Annotated in this window: 1 protein-coding gene; it reads left to right on the top strand. The window is 46.2% G+C overall.

What is annotated here, in order from left to right; translation table 11 throughout:
* Nucleotides 1-277 (top strand): YdeI/OmpD-associated family protein (locus Q4528_RS13745; RefSeq protein WP_303522121.1); only part of this gene is annotated, 277 nt, incomplete at both ends.

Genomic DNA, 277 nt, shown 5'->3' on the forward strand with positions numbered 1-277 from the left:
GTATTAAGAAGTCCATCGATGAGCAGGCTTATGTTCAACGCATTACACCTAGAAAGAAACGCAGTAACTGGTCTAAAAGAAACACCGAGCATGCAGAGCGCTTGATTGCGGAAAACCGCATGATGGAAGCTGGGCTTGTGCATATTCGGGAAGCTAAAGCTGACGGGCGCTGGGAAAGCGCTTATGTGGTAAGTGAAATGCAAGTACCAACAGATTTTCTCGAAGCACTAGAGGACAAGCCTCAAGCGAAAGCGTTTTTTGATACCCTCACTAAATC

This window comes from Staphylococcus pasteuri (assembly GCF_030547725.1).
GTDB classification, from domain to species: Bacteria; Bacillota; Bacilli; order Staphylococcales; family Staphylococcaceae; genus Staphylococcus; species Staphylococcus pasteuri.